Annotated in this window: 15 protein-coding genes, 1 other RNA gene and 1 other annotated feature; of the genes, 13 read left to right on the top strand and 3 right to left on the bottom strand. The window is 43.0% G+C overall.

Going from position 1 to position 19,834, the window contains the following annotated elements; all coding sequences use genetic code 11:
- Positions 1-38: 38 nt before the first annotated feature.
- Positions 39-680 carry a DUF421 domain-containing protein gene (locus tag FILTAD_RS14020; RefSeq protein ID WP_124071592.1) on the top strand — a complete coding sequence of 214 codons (642 nt, stop codon included), beginning with the start codon at positions 39-41 and terminating at the stop codon, positions 678-680.
- Here the strand turns inward: FILTAD_RS14020 and FILTAD_RS14015 are convergent.
- Positions 671-2,191, bottom strand: a complete 1,521-nt coding sequence (locus FILTAD_RS14015) for a putative polysaccharide biosynthesis protein (protein ID WP_124071703.1) — start codon at positions 2,189-2,191, stop codon at positions 671-673. The genes FILTAD_RS14020 and FILTAD_RS14015 overlap by 10 nt on opposite strands.
- 96 nt (positions 2,192-2,287) lie before the next feature.
- On the opposite strand from FILTAD_RS14015, the gene FILTAD_RS14010 reads away from it, so the two are divergent.
- The 7 genes from FILTAD_RS14010 to dtd all read left to right on the top strand — a co-directional run bounded on the left by FILTAD_RS14010 (position 2,288) and on the right by dtd (position 11,247).
- On the top strand, positions 2,288-2,608 hold the full coding sequence (locus tag FILTAD_RS14010) for a post-transcriptional regulator (protein ID WP_124071591.1): 321 nt from the start codon (positions 2,288-2,290) through the stop codon (positions 2,606-2,608).
- 124 nt (positions 2,609-2,732) lie between these two features.
- Positions 2,733-5,000 carry a protein translocase subunit SecDF gene (gene secDF, locus FILTAD_RS14005; protein ID WP_124071590.1) on the top strand — a complete coding sequence of 756 codons (2,268 nt, stop codon included), beginning with the start codon at positions 2,733-2,735 and terminating at the stop codon, positions 4,998-5,000.
- Positions 5,001-5,092: 92 nt separating this feature from the next.
- Positions 5,093-5,452, top strand: a complete 360-nt coding sequence (locus FILTAD_RS14000) for a LapA family protein (protein ID WP_124071589.1) — start codon at positions 5,093-5,095, stop codon at positions 5,450-5,452.
- A gap of 111 nt (positions 5,453-5,563) precedes the next feature.
- Positions 5,564-7,903 carry a single-stranded-DNA-specific exonuclease RecJ gene (recJ, locus tag FILTAD_RS13995; RefSeq protein ID WP_124071588.1) on the top strand — a complete coding sequence of 780 codons (2,340 nt, stop codon included), beginning with the start codon at positions 5,564-5,566 and terminating at the stop codon, positions 7,901-7,903.
- Positions 7,903-8,415: an adenine phosphoribosyltransferase gene (locus FILTAD_RS13990; protein ID WP_124071587.1), complete on the top strand. Its 513-nt coding sequence runs from the start codon at positions 7,903-7,905 to the stop codon at positions 8,413-8,415. Before recJ ends, FILTAD_RS13990 begins: the two co-directional genes overlap by 1 nt.
- 177 nt (positions 8,416-8,592) lie before the next feature.
- A complete protein-coding gene (locus FILTAD_RS13985) occupies positions 8,593-10,791 on the top strand; it encodes a RelA/SpoT family protein (RefSeq protein WP_124071586.1) in 2,199 nt (732 codons plus the stop codon).
- Positions 10,792-10,806: 15 nt separating this feature from the next.
- Positions 10,807-11,247, top strand: a complete 441-nt coding sequence (gene dtd, locus FILTAD_RS13980; RefSeq protein WP_124071585.1) for a D-aminoacyl-tRNA deacylase — start codon at positions 10,807-10,809, stop codon at positions 11,245-11,247.
- Between the two features lie 81 nt (positions 11,248-11,328).
- Here the strand turns inward: dtd and FILTAD_RS13975 are convergent, their stop codons facing one another.
- Positions 11,329-12,879, bottom strand: coding sequence for an N-acetylmuramoyl-L-alanine amidase family protein (locus FILTAD_RS13975; RefSeq protein ID WP_238988256.1), 1,551 nt, complete (start codon positions 12,877-12,879; stop codon positions 11,329-11,331).
- Positions 12,880-12,994: 115 nt separating this feature from the next.
- Positions 12,995-13,234: a binding site (T-box leader), on the top strand.
- A gap of 52 nt (positions 13,235-13,286) precedes the next feature.
- Between FILTAD_RS13975 and hisS the strand changes: the two genes are divergently transcribed.
- From hisS to FILTAD_RS13945, 5 genes are all read left to right on the top strand, one after another.
- Complete coding sequence (hisS, locus tag FILTAD_RS13965; protein WP_124071583.1) at positions 13,287-14,561, top strand: histidine--tRNA ligase; 1,275 nt, start codon at positions 13,287-13,289, stop codon at positions 14,559-14,561.
- Between the two features lie 19 nt (positions 14,562-14,580).
- Positions 14,581-16,344, top strand: a complete 1,764-nt coding sequence (gene aspS, locus FILTAD_RS13960; RefSeq protein ID WP_124071582.1) for an aspartate--tRNA ligase — start codon at positions 14,581-14,583, stop codon at positions 16,342-16,344.
- Positions 16,345-16,430: 86 nt separating this feature from the next.
- Positions 16,431-16,611, top strand: a non-coding RNA gene (gene ssrS, locus FILTAD_RS13955) — 6S RNA.
- 103 nt (positions 16,612-16,714) lie between these two features.
- A complete protein-coding gene (locus tag FILTAD_RS13950) occupies positions 16,715-17,488 on the top strand; it encodes a tRNA threonylcarbamoyladenosine dehydratase (protein WP_124071581.1) in 774 nt (257 codons plus the stop codon).
- 306 nt (positions 17,489-17,794) lie between these two features.
- Entirely contained in the window at positions 17,795-18,421 is a 627-nt protein-coding gene (locus FILTAD_RS13945; protein WP_160117618.1) for a Yip1 family protein, read from the top strand.
- A gap of 98 nt (positions 18,422-18,519) precedes the next feature.
- On the opposite strand, the gene FILTAD_RS13940 is transcribed toward FILTAD_RS13945, so the two are convergent.
- Entirely contained in the window at positions 18,520-19,806 is a 1,287-nt protein-coding gene (locus FILTAD_RS13940; protein WP_124071579.1) for a replication-associated recombination protein A, read from the bottom strand.
- Between the last annotated feature and the right edge of the window lie 28 nt (positions 19,807-19,834).

Genomic DNA, 19,834 nt, shown 5'->3' with positions numbered 1-19,834 from the left:
AAGGTATATGGGTATCCTTCCCGCTAGGAGGGGTTGTTATGGAAGATTTACTGATTATTAGTTTTCGAACGGTATTCCTTTATGTTTTCATATTAGTCATATTACGTATCATGGGGAAACGGGAAGTCGGCGAACTCAGTGTCATTGATGTTGTTGTCTTTGTTATTGTTGCAGAAGTTGCTGCATTTGCACTTGATGACCCTGACAGTAAACTGCTTCTATCCATTGTGCCAATACTGATTCTGCTTGTCATTCAAGTGTCATCTTCTTATGTGTCGATGAAAAGTAAAAAATTTAGAGATTTAGTTGATGGTGATCCAACGGTGATTATCCGGCATGGTGAAATTATTGAATCGGAAATGAGAAGACAACGTTATAATCTGGATGACTTATTTCAACAACTCCGTGAACAGCAGGTAGGCTCCATTAACGAAGTCACATTCGCTTATTTAGAACCATCGGGCAATCTATCCGTATTCACTTATGATGGAAGTCAGCCCGTTTTGTCGCTCGTTACAGATGGGGTCATTCAGAATAGGCATTTAGAATTGATAGATAAAACGGTTGAATGGCTAGAAAAGTCTTTAAAAGAAAAAGGAGTAAATGATGTTAAACAGGTTTTCTATTGCTCATTCGAACAAGGTGAACTCCATTACCAATTAAAACAGGACTATCGCTGAATTTTCAATAACTTTTTAAAGAGCCGTAAATCGTTCACCTTCACTTGGCCGGTAATAATTAAAATAACGAGTAAAAACAGTGAAGTGATTGCACATTCCATCAACAAGCCGAAATTCCCAATCGGGATGAAAATCGGACGCATAATAGCCGTCATAATGAAGGAGACATACGGTAGCGCAAACATAGAAAAGCCGGTTGCCGTCGATTTGTTTTTCCGTAATGTTGCAATATGAAGAAATGATGTAATAAGCACACCAAAGCCGATTGCTAGTACCGCACCTGCCTCTTGCAGACCTGGTTGAGACGCGAGGATGAACATGACACCGAGTTTTGCGATTCCGCCATATACGGAGTTCATCATCCCTGCCTTCGCGTCGCCCGTTGCCTGTAAAATGGAGTATAGCGGACCTTGGATATAGTAAAAGAAAAATACAGGAGCGAGTAGTAACATATAGGATGCTCCTTCTGTTACATGAAAAAGCTTCTCCGCTAGCGCCTGTCCGTGGATGAAAAAAACTGTTGCTGCAAATGAGCCAGTTAATGCTGATAATCGGAGAGCAAGATGAATTCTTTCTTTTAACTTGCTTTTATTTTTCGACGCAGCCGCACCGCTGACGGCAGGAACAAGGACGACGGATAGCGCGTATGGGATAAAAGCCGGGAAAAGAAGCAAAGGAACGAGTACGCCTGAAATAATTCCATACAAAGAAGTTGCCGCAACTGCAGTAACACCGGACAGCGACAAAGCCCGCAGAAAGATAATAGGTTCCAGAAACCAAGTAAACGTACCGAAAAGTCGGCTTCCCGAAGAGGGGAGTGCAATAGATAGAAGCGGTTCAAATGGATAACGTTTCGTCTTTTCTTGACTTGTAGCTCTGGTCTTTTTCTGCTGACGGTACTTGAATAATAAATAAAGGACCGACAATGCTTCGGCAATAAGTGTAATGCCCATCGCGTAAGCCGCATTTATCGCATTATTATCGCCAGACAAGAGATACGGCAAAAACCATGTAATGAGTCCGATACGACAAATTTGCTCGATGATTTGTGACCATGCAGTTTCCTCAATACGCACAATCCCTTGGAAATATCCGCGTATCAACCCGCCAATCGCCGCAATTGGTACAATTGCAATTCCGACATATAACGTAGTGGAAGAAGCCGAGTTACCAAGAAGTGTTCCTGACAAATATGGTACAAACAGAATAGAAGCTGGAATGAAAACAGTAGCAGTCATAATCGTGATGAAGCCAGCTGTTTTCATCACAGCGGGAATTTTTACCGCTTGCCCTTTCGCTTCGAGCTCGGCGATTACCTTCGCAATGGCGATTGGTACACCTAATTGGACAAGTGATAGGAAAAAAATGAATGCGGGATAGACAGTCATATAGATGCCGACCGCCTCTTCACCTGCAATCCGCATGAATTGGATTCGGAAAACGAATCCTAGTAATTTAGTAAGGAATGCAGCGAACATCAAGACGACTGTTCCACGGATGAACGAAGACAATTTCAACAACTCCTTCTCAAGTCCAATCATTTCATATACACTAAACGTATGCGTAAATGAAGAAACTTACGACTGCTTTGAAAAGGGATGAAAAAAATGAAAATAGAGTTCGAACAATTATTCACCCATATGCTCCCGGCAATTGAAAGTAAAAAAAACGAATTTCATTTATACGGATATCCGACTGTGACCACAACAGATATTTGGACATATTGTGTCAAAAAAAAATGGCGTAAAAAAGACATTGCCGCGATGAGGATCCATGAAATGGCCAATGATATCTTACGAATTTCCCCTTCCGCATTCATGACCTATACACAAATTGAAGAACAACGTGAAGGAGATTGGTTTTCCGATTTGAATAGCGATGAATTACAAATATTGCTAACCTCGCAAAAGTCGAAAAATACGTTATAATAAAAAATAACGCAAGTCCATTTGACACACGGATGACCGTGTTTCATAATGGACTTATTGCTTTTTAGTGTACGTACATAGTAATATGCCGTGCCGCTCCATATTAAGAGGGGGAAATTCAACTATGAAAAGAACAGGCCGGATTATTGCGTTCTTTCTATTAATCGTGCTACTAGGATTGACGATTGGAAAGACTGCAACTCCGATAGTGAAAGACGTGAAGCTCGGTTTAGACCTTCAAGGTGGATTTGAAGTACTTTATCAAGTAGAGGCGTTAGATGGCAAAGATATTACAGAAGAAATGGTTAAAGATACGGCGAAAGCCCTTTCAAGTCGAGTTGACGTACTGGGTGTAAGTGAGCCAAGTATCCAAATCGAATCAGGCAATCGTATCCGTGTGCAACTTGCGGGCGTGAAAGACCAACAAGCGGCTCGTGAACTTCTTTCTACACAGGCAAATCTGACATTTAGGGATTCCGAAGATAATCTCCTTCTTGACGGAAACGATTTGAAAGAAGGAAAAGCGAAAGCGAACTTTGGCGAAAACGGCAGTCCTGTTGTCACACTTGAAATGAAAGACCCGAAATTGTTCGGTAAAGTGACTACAGAGATTTCAAGTAAACCGGCACCGAATAATGTGCTTGTCATCTGGCTTGATTTTGTAGAGGGCGTTGACTCTTACAAAGCAGAAATGGCAAAGCCTGATCCGAAGTTCATATCGGACCCGCGTGTCAGCTATCCAATCAATTCATCTGACGTAGAAATTTCAGGTTCATTTACTGTAGAGGAAACAAAAAACCTTGCAGGTATTTTGAATGCAGGAGCACTCCCTGTTCATCTTGAAGAAGTGTATTCAACTTCTGTTGGTGCACAGTTTGGTGAACAAGCATTGGATAAGACAATTACAGCTGGTATTGTCGGTGTAGCGCTTATCTTTGCATTTATGTTGCTTTATTATCGTTTGCCAGGATTTGTAGCTGTTATTACACTTTTTGTTTACATTTTCCTTGTTATTCTAGTGTTTACACTCATTAATGGTGTATTAACATTACCGGGAATCGCGGCAATTATGCTCGGGGTCGGGATGGCAGTCGATGCCAATATCTTAACCTATGAGCGGATACGGGAAGAATTACGGGTGGGAAGATCGGTGAAAACAGCATTTATGGCCGGCGCCAAATCTTCTTTCACAGCAATCTTGGATGCCAATATTACAACCCTTCTAGCTGCGGCTGTTCTCTTCATATTCGGGACAAGCTCCGTTAAAGGATTTGCAACGATGCTCATCATCAGCATCCTTGTCAGCTTCTTGACAGCGGTATGGGGATCACGTCTACTATTAGGGCTGTTGGTCAATAGTGGTAAACTTGACAATCAAAAGGGTCTTCTTGGTATTTCGAAAAAAAGAATCCATGCGCCGGAAGAAAATGTGGAAGCACTCGATCTTACGACGAAATTCGACCGTTTTGACTTTGTTCATTCGCGGAAGAAATTCTATGTTCTATCGGCAATTTTACTTATAGCAGGTGTCATTATGCTAGGCGTTTTCAAGTTGAATCTTGGAATCGATTTCTCTAGTGGTACCCGTGTAGAAATACTTGCTGATAAACAGTTGTCGAAAGACGCATTAACGGATTACTTGGAAGAAATCGGACATCCATCTGAAGATATTGTCATTTCCGGTGATAAGAAAAATATCGGTGTCGTCAGATATAAAGATGATTTCGATCAAGAAGGCGTAAAAAAATTCAAAGAAGAAGTAGCTTCACAATATGGTGAACAACCGAACATTTCGACTGTTTCATCTACAGTTGGTCGTGAACTTGCGAAAAACGCATTTTTTGCACTCCTTTTCGCAGCACTTGGAATCGTCATCTATGTAGCATTCCGATTTGAATGGAGAATGGGTCTGGCATCTATTCTGGGACTTCTGCATGACGCATTCTTCATGGTAGCGTTGTTCAGTATTTTACGTCTTGAAGTCGATATTACGTTCATTGCGGCTGTTTTGACAATTGTCGGTTACTCCATCAATGACACGATTGTTACGTTTGACCGCATACGTGAAAACATGACCCATCGTGGTAAGATCAGTGATGAAACAGAACTTGCGGAAATCGTAAACAAATCACTACGTCAAACACTTGGGCGTTCCGTTAATACAGTGCTTACCGTAATCTTCGTCGTAGCGGCGTTGTTGATACTCGGTGCACCTTCTATCCAGACATTCTCGATTGCACTTTTGATTGGTCTAGTCGCAGGTACGTATTCTTCGATTTTCATCTCAGCTCAAATATGGTTTGATCTGAAAAAACGTGAAATCAGGAAAAACGGCGCTATTTCAGTGGATAAAGAGAAGAAGAAGTTTGGATCGGATGAGCCGGTCGTTTAAGTAAAGAGGTATAGTTGTTTAAGAAAATGATGGAACAGGGTATACATTTGTATATTCTGTTCCATTTTTTTAACTTCATAGGGGGGATTAGGTTGAAATTTCAATGGACATTAGTAGTAGGTCTTCTTTTTGCGATAATCATCGCCGTGTTTGCAGTTGTAAATGTCGATTCCGTACCGGTGAATTATGTATTCGGAGAAGCAGAGTGGCCGCTCGTACTCGTTATTTTATGTGCCGCACTTTTAGGGGCGGTAGTCAGTGGTTTGGTCGCCATGTTCCGTGCGATTCAACTGAATCGGCGAATCAAGGCACTTGAAAAAGAAATAACTATAAAGGAATCAACAATTGCCACGCAACAGAATGAAATTGCAGAGTTGCAAAAAGTCGTTTTCCCCGTTGAAGAGCAAGAGGCAATAGACAGCGAACAAACATTAAAAGGAAAGAAACACTGAGATAAGGCACCTTCCTGTAACGGTGTTTTGTTTTGTTGATGAAGAAGTTGATCCTTTTCTTTTCGTCTGACGAATCCATCCGTTATAATGAGAGCAAGGATGTGAGCATACTTGATCAAGTCAGCAAAAAGATGGACTGTTAATCGTCCAAACGAAGAAATCGTTAAACAATTGGAAAAGGAAGTAGGCATTCCGTCATTACATGCGAAAATACTCGCTTCAAGGGGGATAATTGACCCTACGGAAGTGCATTCATTTATACATATGGACGAAACGACAATGCATGACCCGTTTTTGTTGTACGACATGGAAAAAGCTATTCATCTAATCGAATCCGCTATTGCTGCGAATAAGAAAATTGTCGTATACGGCGACTACGATGCCGACGGTGTGACAAGCGTGACGGTCCTTACGACGGCACTGGAGTCATTAGGGGCAGATGTCACATTCTCCATACCCAATCGATTTGAACACGGCTATGGTCCCAATAAGAAGCTATTTCTCAAGTTATATGAAGAAGGCGCTTCTCTACTCATCACCGTTGACAATGGGATTTCAGGCGTTGAAGAAGTAGCCTACGCAAAATCTCTTGGAATGGACATGATCATTACAGACCATCATGAAATAGGGGCCGTATTACCGGATGCGGATGCGATTATTCATCCACGTCATCCTGAAGGTCACTATCCTTTTGGGGAACTTGCAGGTGTCGGTGTTGCATTCAAACTGGCAACTGCATTGATGGGAACCGTTCCCTATGAACTTATGGAACTCGTAGCCATCGGGACAGTTGCAGATCTCGTTCCGCTACGCGATGAAAACAGGTATTTTGTTAAAGAAGGTATTAGAAGAATGCGTAACTCCAAGCGACCTGCAATCCAGGCGCTTGCTAGAATTTCAAGTACTGAACAGGCAGAGCTCACGGAAGAATCAATCGGTTTCATGATTGGGCCCCGTCTAAACGCGGCAGGCCGTCTGGGGGATGCCTATCCGGCGGTTGATTTGCTGAAAACGGATGATTCCACTCATGCAATGACGCTCGCTAAAGAACTGGATACATTGAATAAAGAACGGCAAGCAATCGTCACAGCCATCACTTCGGAGGCGGAAAAAATGATTACCGATCTGTATGGTGAAGTGGTACCGCATTGCTTGGTGATAGCAGGAAAGGGATGGAATGCCGGCGTTGTTGGCATAGTCGCATCCCGTCTGACGGAGAAATATTATCGACCGTCAATTGTTTTATCGATTGATTCGGAATCGGGCATTGCAAAAGGATCAGCAAGGAGCATCGAAGGATTCGATTTGTATGCAGAGCTGTCAAAAAATGCGCAGTATCTGCCACATTTTGGCGGGCACCAAATGGCAGCAGGGATGTCGCTGGCCATAGAGGATATTGGCATTTTGCGAGATAATTTGAATGGACAAGCTGAACAAGTATTGACCGCTGAAATGCTTTCGCCTCTCATAGAAATCGATGTCCCGTTGTCAATTGATGAAATTGATGTAGGCGTTCTTGAGTCGCTGGATAGTTTACGACCGTTTGGAATGGCTTTTAAGAAACCGATGTATATGCTTGAAGACCTGACAGCCTCATCCGTTCGGAAAATCGGTGCGGCTAAAAACCATATGAAATTAGAGCTGACGGATGGGGCTCAAACGTTAGATGCAATCGGGTTTGGCATTGGGTCACTTGCTGACGACATAACGCCAGGCGTCAAGCTATCGATTACAGGCGATCTACAAGTGAATGAGTGGAATGGGAATAAGAAGCCACAGCTTTTAATCCGGGATATCCGCTCGGATGACTGGCAACTATTCGATTTACGGGGCATGCGCGAGCCGTCCAGATGGCTTCCGACCGTACCTACCGACAGCACATCTTTCATTGCGTTTAACGCACAAACTGCAGATTATTTCCGTCCTTCTCTACAAGGGATTGATATCCAATTGATGAAAGGTGATCAATTGCCGAAAGCTGATAACATTGTACTGCTGGATATCCCAGATGAATCTTCACAGCTAGAAGAGCTTGTGAAGTCGATGCAAGCCGACCGCATTTATGCGCATTTTCATGTACCCGAATCAAAATATTTTGAAGGTCTACCAGGACGCGATCAGTTCGGTTGGTATTACAGTTTTCTTAAAAAAAGAGAGCGATTTGATGTTGTGAGTAATGCAGAACAACTCACAAAACATAAAGGATGGAAAAAAGATACGGTTTATTTCATGTCAAAGGTGTTTTCTGAGCTCGAATTTGTTAAGATAGAAGATGGCTTTGTTTCTGTTTTGGAAACTGTCGGAAAGCGTGATCTTTCCGAGGCACCTTCCTACAAACAGCGGGAACGGCAAATGAAACTTGAAGAAAAATTGCTGTATGCACCATATATGGAATTGAAGCAATGGTTCGATGAAATTCTAAATCGAGCAATCGATGGGGAGGAACAATGATGGACTTAAAAGAATTTGTAACAATTGTACCGGATTATCCGAAAGAAGGCATTAGTTTTAAAGATATTTCTACAATAATGGATAATGGGAAGGCCTATAAATTTGCCACGGACGAAATCGTTAAATTCGCAAAAGAGGTTGAGACGGATATCATCGTCGGACCTGAGGCACGCGGATTCATCATCGGCTGTCCAGTTGCGTATGCGCTTGAAGCTGGATTTGCACCAGTCCGTAAACCAGGAAAATTACCACGGGAAACAATAGAAGTGGAATATGATCTGGAATATGGGAAAGATGTGCTGACTATTCACAAAGATGCCATCAAACCGGGCCAACGTGTGTTAATCGTAGACGATCTACTCGCAACGGGTGGAACAATCGGTGCGACAATTGAACTTGTCGAAAAACTGGGCGGCATCGTTGCTGGATGCGCTTTCATTATTGAGTTGTCTTACCTTGACGGCCGCAACAAATTAAAAGGCTATGACATGCGTTCATTAATTACATATTAAAAAGAATCCTTCGCGTTAGAGATGCGAAGGATTTTTCTTAAGACTTAAATATAGCTGAATTGTGTATTCTATGTGATTTTTGTTTTTCTTTTGCCAACACTCTTTACATTGGTATACGTTTATACATACAATAGAAGTACTATCATTTCTGCGGAAAATGTCGAAAGGGGTTAGAACATGGCGAAAAATCGTGACATGACGGCGGAAGACATCTTCGCACGTGTCGGCTCCTATATGAACGAAGAGCATGTTGCATTCGTTGTGAAAGCATATGAAGCCGCGAAAAACTCGCATGAAGGCCAGTTTAGAAGTTCAGGCGAGGCCTATATTATCCATCCGATACAAGTTGCCGGGATTCTTGCCGAACTAGAGATGGATCCTTCAACAATGGCTGCTGGATTCCTCCATGATGTCGTTGAAGACACAGCCGTTAGCCGCGAAGATATCATTCGCGATTTCGGTGAAGAAGTGGCGATGCTTGTTGACGGTGTGACCAAACTGGATAAGTTGAAATATAAGTCAAAAGAAGAAAAACAAGCGGAAAACCACCGCAAGATGTTCATTGCGATGGCGCAAGATATCCGTGTGATTCTTATAAAGTTGGCAGATCGTCTTCATAATATGCGGACGCTAAAACATGTTTCAGAAGAGAAACAACGCCGTATTTCAGCTGAAACGTTGGAAATCTTTGCGCCGCTTGCTCATAGACTCGGAATCTCGGCTATCAAGTGGGAATTAGAGGATATTGCATTGCGTTATTTAAATCCGCAGCAATATTACAGAATTGTTAATTTGATGAAACGGAAACGTGTTGAGCGTGAAAATTACTTGGAAAAAGTGATGACAGAAATTAAAGAAGAAATCAGCGATATGGATATCGTTGCAGATATTTCAGGCAGGCCGAAACATCTGTATTCCATTTATCGGAAAATGGTCCTTCAAAAGAAAGAATTCAATGAGATATATGACCTTCTTGCAGTACGTATACTCGTTCCCAGTATAAAAGACTGCTACGCAGTTCTCGGGAGTATCCATACGCTTTGGAAGCCGATGCCAGGCAGATTCAAAGACTATATCGCAATGCCGAAACAAAATTTCTACCAATCCTTGCACACGACAGTCGTGGGTCCAGCCGGTGACCCGCTTGAAGTGCAGATCCGGACAGAAGAAATGCACAAAATCGCGGAGTTCGGAGTGGCGGCGCATTGGGCATACAAAGAAGGTAAAAAACTGACAGGTGACTCAAAAGATATCGATTCCAAATTGACGTGGTTCAGGGAAATACTCGAGATTCAAAATGAGTCTTCGAATGCTGAAGAATTTATGGAGTCTTTGAAATTCGATTTGTTCTCGGACATGGTATATGTATTTACACCTGATGGTGATGTTATGGAGTTACCGGACGGATCGGTACCCATCGATTTTGCTTATCGTGTGCATTCCGAAGTAGGTAATCGGACAATCGGAGCGAAAGTGAACGGCAAAATGGTTCCGCTTGATACTGAATTACATACCGGTGATATTATTGAAATCTTAACTTCAAAACAATCATTCGGGCCAAGCCGCGATTGGCTGAAAATCGCTAATACATCTCAAGCAAAGAATAAGATTCGTCAATTTTTCAAAAAACAGTTGCGCGAAGAGAATATTATAAAAGGCCGCGAAATGATTGAAAAAGAAGTGAAAGCACAGGAATTTGATTTGAAAGACGTGCTGACACAAGGAAATACCAAACGGGTAATTGAGAAATTCAGTTTCACATCTGAGGAAGATATGTATGCCGCTGTCGGATTCAATGGGATAACCGCTCAACAAGTCGTCAATCGCCTCGCAGAAAAATTACGCAAAGAACGTGAACAGCTAGATACAATCAATAAAATCGTTTCCGATATGAATACAGCGCCACCAGATAAGATGACTGAATCAGGGGTCATCGTAAGAGGAATTGATAATCTACTCATTCGTTTGTCGAAATGTTGTAACCCTGTTCCGGGTGATGAAATTGTCGGATTCATAACAAAAGGCCGGGGTGTTTCTGTCCACCGTTCTGATTGTCCAAACATTTCTGCCGGAGATGAAGAAATTGATCGCATCATTGAGGTGGAATGGGCTCATGGAACTTCCAGCACGAGAAAAGAATTCCAAGTCGATATCGAAGTATCTGCATTTGATCGACAAGGTTTGCTGAATGAAGTGATGATGGTCGTCGCGGAAACAAAGACAACAATGGTAGCAGTAAGTGGTAAAGCGGACCGCGACAAAATTGCGCGGATCAATATGACGATTAAAATTACGGATATTGCACATTTGCACAGGATCGTCGATCGGATTAAACAAGTCCGCGACATCTACTCCGTGCAACGTGTTATAAACTGATAGGGGGATGTTAGTATGCGAGTTGTCTTACAAAGATCAAAATCGGCTTCTGTCACTGTCGATGGTGAAGTGACAGGTTCGATTGATAAAGGATATGTATTACTCGTAGGCGTCACCCATTCGGATACTGAAAAAGATGCTGCTTATATCGCCAAGAAAATTGCTGGTCTTCGATTATGGAAAGATGAGGATGGCAAGATGAACCGCTCTATCATAGAGGCGGGTGGTGCTATTTTGTCTGTTTCCCAATTTACGTTATACGGTGACACGAAAAAGGGAAGACGTCCAAGTTTCATCGAAGCGGCAAGACCTGAACAGGCAGAACCTCTTTGGGAGCAATTTAATGATCTACTCGAGCAAGAGGGACTTACAGTGGCAACGGGTATTTTTGGCGCAATGATGGACGTTTCACTTGTCAATGATGGCCCTGTCACCATTACTATAGATTCGAAATGACATTATATAAGGGTCGCTTTGCACATTGGCCAATAAAAAAGACTTTCCCTTACTAAAAGGGAAAGTCTTTTTGTCTACTCATCATTCCAAATTTGAATTGAAATAATCCAGTAAACCTTTATAAATACCATGGGTGGCTTGTTCACGGAAAATGTCTGTTGTTATTGCACGTTCTTCCGCTGGGTTCGATAAAAATCCAAGTTCAATCAAAATCGCGTTTTGCTTGTTTTCACGAAGAACTAGATAATCTGCCGGTTGTGTTCCTCTATTACGCAGTGAAACAGCCGACCCTAGTCCTGCATTCACTGCTGAAGCAAGCTCTCTTTGACTGGATTGCGTATAAAAAGTCGTAAAACCTGCAATAGAGGAGTCAGGATTGGCATCATAATGTATACTTATGAATGCATCTGCCTCATACTGATGGCTAATTGCAACTCGTTTTCTAAGTGCAATGTACGTATCTGTCTCCCGCGTCAATAAAACAGTGGCGCCCGCTGCTTGAAGCTTTGAAGCTAACAAATCGGCTGTCTGAAGGGTAATCCCTTTCTCATCTGTTCCGCGTGCGCCTGTCGTACCTTTATCATTTCCGCCATGTCCGGGGTCAATAACGATTGTAAGTCCCTTTAATGTACCGGGAACTCGTGCTTTTTTCTCCTTTTTAGTTGGTTTTGCCAGAGGGACTTCTTCTTCATCTGTTGAAACAACCCAGTTTGCCACAAAAGCTGTTTCACCACTTGGTAAAGAGACCTCATACCAATCATCTGCTTCTTTAATAACGGTCAATTTTTCTCCCGCATCCGCCCGTGTTACGATTTGTGAAGAAGTCGTTGGCGCTTCACGAAGGTTTGTCCCGTTTGTGAGGATGGTCACTGTCGTTGTTTTTTCGGCATCCGGCGAAGTTGATTGTAGATTATTCGTCGAGAGTGTACCGTGAAACGAGTAAACCCAACCTGTTTTCCCGCCTCCGATTGAAATTCGAACCCAATTACCGTTTATTTCTTTAATGGCATAGGTTTCTCCTTGCTGGATTAAAGCAATACGCTTTGAAGACAAATCCGCTTTTTTCCTAACGTTTAATGCATTTACGGCAACTGTGAAAGACTGAGGTTCCTTGGATGTAATCGCATGTTTTTCTTCTGTTTGCGTTACTGTTGGCATGGCTGTTTCCGTAATGTAATCTGTGTGAACCCAACCAGCGATACCATTGAATTCAATCGCTGCCCACTGCCCATCTTGTCCAGTCATAATGGCTTTATCGCCCGCATTCATTCTGGCAAGGACTGCAGAGCCAGTAGTAGGCGTAGCCCTGACGTTCAGTCCATCCACACGTGAAAGTATTTCTAAAACTGTTATTTCAGCTGTGCTGTCGGATGAAGTCAACCACGATGCAATCCACCCTTCGTGGTGTTCAGACTGGATTTGTAGCCAATCACCTGACGCAGCTAGTACATTGACACGTTCACCGTTCTTAAGAGAACCTGTGACGCGATGAGTTAGACCTGGTCCCGAACGAATATGAAGAGATTCCGTATCGACAACAACTGTTTCTGCTTGCGCATATGTACGTGGCATATCAAAAACGAAGGTAAATAGAAGAATAAATGCTAGTATCCATTTCCCTGTTTTCTTCAAGCAATCACCCCCCTATAGCCATTGTAAAAGTTTTTCGACTAAAAAACTACATTTAATCGAAAAAGGTTGACACTATGTGAGGCAATCATTAATATAATGGGTAATCGATTAAACGAAATTGCCAATGACGTGGAAAGTAATTGTTAGGCTTGCTGATAAGAGAGGGAAGGACGTGGCTGAAATCCATCCTACAGAAGCAAATGATGAAAAACACCATCGAGGTTCCATGCTGAACAAAATTCTTTCAGTAGGTGTGGACGGAGCCGGTCGTTATCCGGAAACGAAGTGGGCGCTAATGTTGTATGCGTCAATTTGGGTGGAACCGCGGAAGCTTACAAAGGCTCTCGTCCCTTGCATAGGCAAGGGATGGGGGTCTTTTTCTATTTTTAAAAAGGAGCTGTAGTCAAATGATTTTTAAAGTGCCTAGAGGAACACAAGACATTCTACCGTCTGAAACATGGAAGTGGCAACAAGTTGAAAAAGTGATACTGGAAGCATGTGATGTGTATCGTTATAAAGAAATTCGTACACCTATATTCGAACAAACAGAGCTTTTCCAACGATTAGTCGGGGATACGACGGATATCGTCCAAAAAGAGATGTACACATTCACAGACAAAGGCGATCGTTCGATGACACTACGTCCTGAAGGTACCGCTCCGGTTGTTCGTTCATTTGTAGAACACAAAATGTTCGGTTATCCAGATCAGCCCGTCAAGCTATTCTACACAGGACCCATGTTCCGTTATGAACGTCAACAAGCCGGGCGTTATCGCCAATTTGTACAGTTTGGTGCTGAAGCGATCGGCAGTGCAGATCCCGCAATCGATGCTGAAGTGATTTCGCTTGCACTAGACGTTTACAAGCGTGTCGGATTGACAAAGCTGAAACTTGTTATCAATTCACTGGGAGACAAGGAGTGTAGAGCGGCACATAAAGAAGCGCTCGTCTCACATTTCAATCCACATATTGATCAGTTCTGCCCGGACTGCCAGACGAGACTAGAAAAGAACCCATTGCGAATATTGGATTGTAAAGTGGACAGCGGAAACCCGCTTATCGCTTCAGCACCATCATTGGCGGATTATTTGAATGAAGAATCTGCAAGCTATTTTGAAAGTGTGAAAAGCTTTCTCGAAGATGCGGGAATCGACTACGAAGTAGACCCGAACCTCGTTCGCGGACTTGATTATTACAACCACACTGCTTTTGAAATCATGAGTACTTCAGAAGGATTCGGAGCGATTACAACGCTTTGCGGCGGGGGAAGATATAACGGACTCGCAGAAGAAATCGGCGGTCCTTCAGCACCGGGAATTGGCTTCGCCATGAGTATTGAACGCTTACTTCTTGCGATGGAAGCGGAAAGTAAGATATTCGCAGACGAACCAACACTTGATGTATATATCATCACACTCGGTGAAACTGCCCGACGACCAGGTTTTAAATTATTAAACGAACTTCGGGCAGCCGGGATTCGTACGGATTTGGATTATATGGATCGTAAATTGAAAGCACAAATGAAGTCAGCGGATAGACTACAGGCCCGTATGGTTGTAATCATCGGTGAAGATGAAGTGACTGAAGGTGCAGTCCAATTAAAAATCATGGCGGACGGCACACAAGAAAAAGTGCCTGTCGGCGAACTTGTAGAAAAAATTATAAAAAACACAACGAGATAACGAAAGGCGGATGAAGGCAATGCAGCGGACACATTATTGCGATGACCTAACAGAACAACAAATCGGGGAAACAATCACATTACAAGGATGGGTGCAAAAAAGAAGAGATCTCGGGGGCCTTATATTCGTCGATGTACGGGATCGTTCAGGAATTGTGCAAGCGGTATTTAACCCCGCAATTTCAAGTGAAGCGTTAGCTATTGCAGACAAATTGCGCAATGAATTTGTCATCGAAATGACGGGTAAAGTGATTGAACGCCAAGAACAGCAAAAAAACGCGAACATGAAGACAGGCGCGATCGAAATCCAAGTTGAAAACCTAATCATTGTCAACGAAGCAAAGAACCCGCCATTTATCATTGAAGACGATACAGATGTGGGTGAAGAAATCAGACTGAAATACAGATACCTAGACCTCCGTCGTCCGCAGCTTGCGAAAACGTTCAAAATGCGTTCGGATATTACGAAAACGGTCCGTAACTTTTTGGATACAGAAGGTTTTCTAGAAGTGGAAACGCCAATTTTGACAAAATCGACACCTGAAGGCGCACGCGATTACCTCGTACCAAGCCGTGTTCATGAAGGTGAGTTCTATGCTTTGCCGCAATCTCCGCAACTGTTCAAACAGATGCTGATGGTTTCCGGCTTTGATCGCTATTACCAAATTGCCCGCTGTTTCCGCGATGAAGACCTTCGTGCGGACCGCCAGCCGGAATTCACTCAAATCGATATGGAAATGAGTTTCATGTCGATCGAAGACATTATTGAATTGAATGAGCGTTTGATGAAGAAAGTCATGAAAGATGTAAAAGGAATCGATGTTGAAATTCCATTCAAACGTCTTCCGTACGATGAAGCGATGGCCCGCTTCGGTTCGGATAAACCCGATACTCGTTTCGGCCTTGAATTGATCGATGCATCTGAAGTGGTGAAAGACTCGGCGTTCAAAGTATTTGCAGGTGCTGTCGAAAATGGCGGACAAGTGAAACTCATTAACGTAAAAGGGGCGGCAGATGGCTATTCACGCAAAGACATCGATGCACTCGGCGAATTCGCCTCACGTTATGGAGCGAAAGGTCTTGCATGGTTGAAAGTAGATGCAGAAGGCTTGAAAGGCCCGATTGCGAAATTCTTTGAAGGCGATGCAGGCAATTCATTGAAAACAATTGCGAATGCTGAAGCAGGCGATTTGCTATTGTTCGTTGCAGACAAGAGAAATGTAGTAGCTGACGCATTAGGCGCGCTTCGTTCAAAACTTGGAAAAGACCAAGGGCTCATTGATGAGACACAATTCAATTTCCTATGGGTGACGGATTGGCCATTGTTTGAATATGACGAAGAAGATGAACGTTATTACGCGGCGCATCATCCATTCACGATGCCGTCAGATGTAGAAGAACTTGTATCAAGTCCCCAAACAGTTAAAGCACAAGCGTATGACCTTGTGTTAAACGGTTATGAGCTTGGTGGGGGATCGCTCCGCATTTACAAACGTGATGTGCAAGAGAAAATGTTCAAAGCGCTTGGATTCAGCGAAGAGCAGGCTAGGGAACAATTCGGTTTCCTTCTTGATGCATTCGATTATGGTACGCCTCCACACGGCGGTATTGCTTTCGGACTCGATCGAATTGTCATGTTGCTGTCAGGTTCAACCAACTTACGGGATACCATCGCATTTCCGAAAACAGCTAGCGCAAGCTGCTTGCTAACTTCAGCGCCGGACCAAGTGGATGATGCACAACTTGCAGAATTGGGCATACGGATTGCAGCAAAGAAAGCTTGAAAAAAGATGGATCTGAAATAGAACTGAAAATTTGTTCAACTTTACTATTGAACTAATATAAGAGATATGATAAGATGAAGTTAATACAAATCCTGAAGTGTTCGTTATTTGCCAATCAGTTTTGACCGAACATAATATCGTCGGGAACCTATATTTCGATTAGGATGGCAAGCCCTTCAATGGGACGTCAAAGTAATTGAATAGGGCACCCACCTGCTGAGTGCGGGTTCAAAACGATACTACAAAGACGGCACAATCGGGATTTGTTCCTTATTACATCAATCATTAATTGACTACATACCTCTCTCGTGTACGTGCGGAGAGGTTTTTTATTGGGAAAAATCACAGTTTTCGAAAGGGTTGAATTACTTTGTTACACCAATTTTCAAGAAATGAGTTAGCGATAGGAACAGAAGGCGTAAAACGAATGCAAGGGATGACGGTTGCCATTCTCGGCGTTGGGGGAGTTGGTTCGTTTGCGGCGGAAGCATGTGCTAGAAGCGGCATCGGCCGAATTATTTTAGTAGACAAAGATACAGTCGACATTACGAATATCAACCGTCAACTTGTCGCAAATCTATCTACAATCGGTCGGTCGAAAACGGAAGTGATGCAAGAGCGCATTGCAGACATCAATGTCGATTGCGAAGTCATTCCGCTTCATATGTTTTATACGGATGAGACGTCTGAAGAATTCTTCAGCTACAAACCTGATTATGTTATCGATGCATCCGATACGATTATTTACAAGATTCATTTAATAAAAGAGTGTGTTGCACGCGGAGTGAAAATCATTTCAAGCATGGGTGCTGCAAACAAAATGGATCCTACGCGTTTCCAAATTGCAGATATCTCGAAGACGCATACAGATCCAATTGCGAAAATGATCCGTACTCGTCTGCGTAAAGAAGGGATAACGAAAGGCGTACCAGTCGTCTTTTCAGATGAAAGCCCAATCGTCATCCGCCAAGAAGTTGTCGATACGGTAGGCAAGTCAGATGCGTTCATACGTAAAGCGCAATTGCCACCCGCATCGAACGCATTTGTCCCTTCAGTCGCAGGACTCGTCTGCGCCAGCTGGGTCATGAATGATATAGTCGCGGATATTCCGGTTACCCGTGTAAAAGATAAACGCGTCATGTGACGTTTTTGGCAATGCCTACAGCTAAAACAGCCCAAAGTTGTTTTAGCTGTAGGTATTTTTTTTATGGATCAGCGTAGCCTTTGTCCTCAAATTTAGCTAATGGGGGAACTATTGCACTTCCATCATTGATAACGCATACATAATATAGGTTATTAATATGATAACTGAATGGGATATAGGTTGAATAATTATCTTTCCATATAAATAAAGCGTGGGCATCCACGAAGCGCCGCAGCGTTTTCAATGGCATTTTTAATGCAACAACAATAGTAAAAGGTATATCCATTAAGAAAAGGAGCTGGAATTTTGGAGGGAAATAGAATAGAAGAGAAACAACTAAACCCATGGCTAACCATTTGGGTCAGACCAAGGGAAACTGTACGATACGCAATCAACACGAAGCCGATGAAATTTGCGGTCATTCTTGCTTTGCTTGCAGGCATTCCCCAGATGCTTGACGGAGCAACAAGCAATAACTTAGGCGATTCCATATCTTTGCCAACTATCTTCATTCTCGCGCTGATAATGGGGCCGTTACTTGGTCTTCTTAGTTGGTGGATTGGGTCGGGCATTTCCTACATTGTTGGTACATGGATTGGTGGAAGCGGGGGTTTCGATGAGCTTAAAATGGCTACTGCAATATCCAAAATTCCATACCTGTTAGTTTCTTTAATTTGGCTTGTTGATATAGCCATTCTTGGTGGGGGCATGTTTACTGAAGAGTACGATTTTTCACGGACACAAATAATCTGGTTATTTATCAGTGGTTTTGTTGCAATCGTTACTGGGATTTGGACTTTTGTCATCACTATTTTTGCAATCGCTGAAGCGCATCGTTTTTCGGCCTGGAAAAGCTTATTGACAATGTTCATTCCTTTTGTCGCAATCGTTCTCGTATTAAGTGTTTTCATTGTCCCTTTTATCTTCATGTGAACGAAGTGACAACGAAAAACGAAAATAAAACCAACCATTTTGTGTGGTTGGTTTTTTAGATGAATTAACGAATCGTCATTGCAGTCAGTGTGTAATTGTTATTTCACTCTTCGAAACTCTTTCAACTTTTCGTATATACCGGCCAATTTTTTTTCATCGCCAGCTAAGATGGGTTTATAAAACTCTGCGCCCTGGACTTTGTCGGGTAAATAAGACTGGTTAACCCAACCGCCGAAGGAACCGATTGGCGTGTCATGGGGGTATTTGTAGCCCACATGCCCAAGGTCGGCTGCGCCTGCGTAATGCGTATCCCTTAAATGAGGGGGAATATCGCCGATTTTCCCTTCATTGATAGCTCTAACGGCTGCGTCAAACGCTTTGTAGGCGGAGTTTGATTTTGAAGCTAGGCACATTTCGATGACGGCATTTGCGAGTGGGATTCGTGCTTCAGGCATACCAAGTCGCATTGCCGCATCGGTTGCTGCTAGTACATGTGGTCCTATCTCGGGATTTGCGAGTCCAATATCTTCATAGCTCATGACAAGTAACCGTCTAGTAACGGCGACAAGGTCACCGATTTCAAGCAGGTTTGCAAGGTAATAGAGAGCTGCATTCACATCACTGCCGCGCACAGACTTTTGGAGTGCGGATAGTAGATTATAAAAATGAGAGCCTTTTTTATCGCCGAATAACCCAATTCGGCCGAGTAAATTATCGATGAGCCAATCTTCAACAACTAGTCTTCCGTCTAGTTCATCACTGGCAGCTACAACTGACTCAAGAACGGTTAACGCCTTTCGTGCATCTCCGTTTACGCCTTCTGCGATCCTTACTAGCTGTTCCTCTGAAATTTCAATGGAAATCTTCCCTAGTCCGCGTTCTTCTTCCGACATGGCCCTTTTAAGAACGGCCAGCAAATCCTCTGGTTCTAGGCGCGTCATTTGCCGTATTTCCCCGCAGCGTGACCGTATCGCAGGATTGACGTCATGGTAAGGGTTTTCGGTAGTCGCACCAATCAGGACAATCGCGCCACTTTCGACATGAGGTAGAAGTGTATCTTGCTGTAATTTATTGAAACGATGGATTTCATCCAAAAATAACAATACTTTTCCGGTAATACGAGATTCAGCGACAACGCCTTCGATATCCTTTTTACCTGAGACGGTCGCATTCAATGCGATGAAAGGCAAATTACTCGTACCTGCGATTGCGTGAGCAAGTGATGTTTTACCGATGCCCGGTTCCCCGTATAATAACATTGAAGGGACATGACCGTTTTTAATCATCCTGTAAAGCGCCGTTTTTTCTCCGATGATTTCTTTCTGTCCAGCAATTTCATCTATATTTCTAGGTCGCATGCGAAAAGCAAGTGGTTCGTTTTGCAAATGTATCCCTCCTACGTACAACAGTTCT

This window comes from Filibacter tadaridae, assembly GCF_900609045.1.
Lineage (GTDB): Bacteria > Bacillota > Bacilli > Bacillales_A > Planococcaceae > Sporosarcina > Sporosarcina tadaridae.
Note: the sequence above shows the minus strand (reverse complement) of the source record. Positions and strands in the feature narration are given on the sequence as shown.

Bases quoted from the DNA above. Each gene is read 5' to 3' on its own strand.
- aspS (WP_124071582.1), top strand. From the start codon at position 14,581: ATGCAGCGGACACATTATTGCGATGACCTAACAGAACAACAAATCGGG.
- secDF (WP_124071590.1), top strand. From the start codon at position 2,733: ATGAAAAGAACAGGCCGGATTATTGCGTTCTTTCTATTAATCGTGCTA.
- FILTAD_RS14010 (WP_124071591.1), top strand. From the start codon at position 2,288: ATGAAAATAGAGTTCGAACAATTATTCACCCATATGCTCCCGGCAATT.
- FILTAD_RS13985 (WP_124071586.1), top strand. From the start codon at position 8,593: ATGGCGAAAAATCGTGACATGACGGCGGAAGACATCTTCGCACGTGTC.
- dtd (WP_124071585.1), top strand. From the start codon at position 10,807: ATGCGAGTTGTCTTACAAAGATCAAAATCGGCTTCTGTCACTGTCGAT.
- FILTAD_RS14020 (WP_124071592.1), top strand. From the start codon at position 39: ATGGAAGATTTACTGATTATTAGTTTTCGAACGGTATTCCTTTATGTT.
- hisS (WP_124071583.1), top strand. From the start codon at position 13,287: ATGATTTTTAAAGTGCCTAGAGGAACACAAGACATTCTACCGTCTGAA.
- FILTAD_RS13990 (WP_124071587.1), top strand. From the start codon at position 7,903: ATGGACTTAAAAGAATTTGTAACAATTGTACCGGATTATCCGAAAGAA.